At 68.3% G+C, this 1,428-nt stretch carries 1 protein-coding gene; it reads right to left on the bottom strand.

Going from position 1 to position 1,428, the window contains the following annotated elements; all coding sequences use genetic code 11:
• Window positions 1-12: 12 nt before the first annotated feature.
• On the bottom strand, window positions 13-1,314 hold the full coding sequence (locus AC0NZN_RS18335) for an ISL3 family transposase (protein ID WP_474593761.1): 1,302 nt from the start codon (window positions 1,312-1,314) through the stop codon (window positions 13-15).
• Window positions 1,315-1,428: the final 114 nt, after the last annotated feature.

Raw genomic sequence — 1,428 nt, 5'->3', positions numbered from 1 at the left:
GGCTCTTCGGAATCAAGGGTGTAGTTGGGTTCTGAAGCCTCCGGCCTCGAGCAGGGATCTCGCGACATAGTTCGTGAGGTTCCGGAAGCCGAGCGCGGAGCCGCGGAGGTGCTCGAGCCGGCCATTGATCGCCTCCGTCGGGCCGTTGCTGGTGCCGGGCCGATCGAAGAACGCGATGATGTCGGCGGCGCGCTGCTTCATGGTGCGGCCGAGCTTGCGGATCTCGACCAGTGCGGCGGGGACCCCGCTGGTGATCGTGGCGATCACCGCTTGCATCATGGCCTTGGCCTTCTTCTTGTCGGGCTCGCGGTAGGCCGCGACGATGCGCTGGTAGATGCCCCAGGTCGCTTCGACCTCGACATGCTCCTCGCTCGCGAACACCGCCTCGAGACGGGCGTGCTGCTTGTCGGTGAGGAGGCTCGCGCCAGTGTGGAGGGTGCGTCTGGCCTTGTAGAGCGGGTCGTTCTTCAGCCCGCGGTGCCCGGTGGTGTCTTGCTGGACCCGGCGGCGGCAGACATCGAGCGCGTCACCGGCGAGTCGGACGACGTGGAACGGGTCCATGACCGGGACCGCGTCGGGGAGCTCTTCGGCGGCGGCGGTCTTGAACCCGGCGAACCCGTCCATCGCGACCACCTCGATTCCCGTGCTCCACTCCTTCGAGCGGGCAGCGAGCCACTGCTTGAACACCGCCTTCGAACGGCCCTCGACCATGTCCAGCAACCGCGCCGGGCCCGTCTTCTCGCGGGCCGGGGTGAGGTCGATGATCACGGTCACGTACTTGTCGCCGAATCTCGTGTGACGCCACACGTGCTCGTCGACGCCGATCGTGGTCACACCGTCGAACCGTGCCGAGTCGTCGATCAGCCGGCGCTTGCCCTCGGCGAGGATCGCGCTGTTCGCGGTGTGCCACGACACTCCGAGACCTGCTGCTGCGCGGGAGACGGTGAGGTGGTCGACCACGATCGCAGTGAGTGCCCACCCGATTCCGCCGCGGGAGATCTTCGCTCGCGCCGGCGCCGCCTTGGACGTGTCCTGCCGCCAGGTCCGCCGGCAATGCGCGCACCGGTACCGGCGCACCCGGACCAGCAGCGTCGTCGGCCGGTGCCCGAACGGCTCATGCGCCAGCGGACGCGTCACCGTGTCCCGTGGCACGCCCTCGGCGCCGCACTTCCGACACCACGGGTCGTCCTCGACGACGCGGCACTCCAGCACCGCCCGATCTGGCTCGAGACGCTGCCCGACGGCTTCAAGGCCGAGCTCGTCGAGACGGCAGAACGTGGTCAGGTCGGGCGCGGCGAAGGTAGCGTGGTGCAAGTCGAGGTCTTCCGGCGGATGGGCAGTGTAGGAACTTCCATCCTGGAAGACCTCGACGTCTCTCCGCGAACCAGCCGCCGACCCTCGACTACACCCTCAACTGCGAAGAGCCCC

This window comes from Microbacterium sp. sgz311019, from assembly GCF_056135325.1.
This window is presented reverse-complemented; position numbering and strand designations above follow the sequence as displayed.